Below are 327 nucleotides of genomic sequence, written 5' to 3' on the forward strand. Positions count from 1 at the left end.
GGCCTCCGGACCGCGACGAGGCCCGAGCATAACCCTGGAGCGTCATGAGCAGCATCGTCCGCATCCTGGGGATCGACCCGGGGCTCCGCCGCACCGGCTGGGGCCTTATCACCGCGCAGGGCAGCAAGCTGACCTACGGCGATTGCGGCGTCGTCACCTCGGACGGCGACCTGCCGCTGGCGCTCCGCCTGCGCGAGCTGTTCGAGGGGATCGGTCGCATCGTCGAGGCGCAGAGGCCCGACGAGGTTGCCGTGGAGGAGACCTTCGTCAACAAGGACGCCCAGGCGACGCTCAAGCTCGGCCATGCCCGGGCCATGGCGCTCGTGG

The 327-nt window shown here is 70.6% G+C and carries 1 protein-coding gene; it reads left to right on the top strand.

Annotation, left to right across the window (positions count from 1 at the left end; translation table 11 throughout):
* Nucleotides 1-44: 44 nt before the first annotated feature.
* Nucleotides 45-327: crossover junction endodeoxyribonuclease RuvC (locus tag P0G09_RS16630; RefSeq protein ID WP_275253215.1), on the top strand; the 283-nt coding region annotated here is incomplete at its 3' end.

This window comes from Faecalibacterium sp. DFI.5.82, assembly GCF_029076575.1.
Lineage (GTDB): Bacteria > Bacillota > Clostridia > Oscillospirales > Ruminococcaceae > Faecalibacterium > Faecalibacterium duncaniae.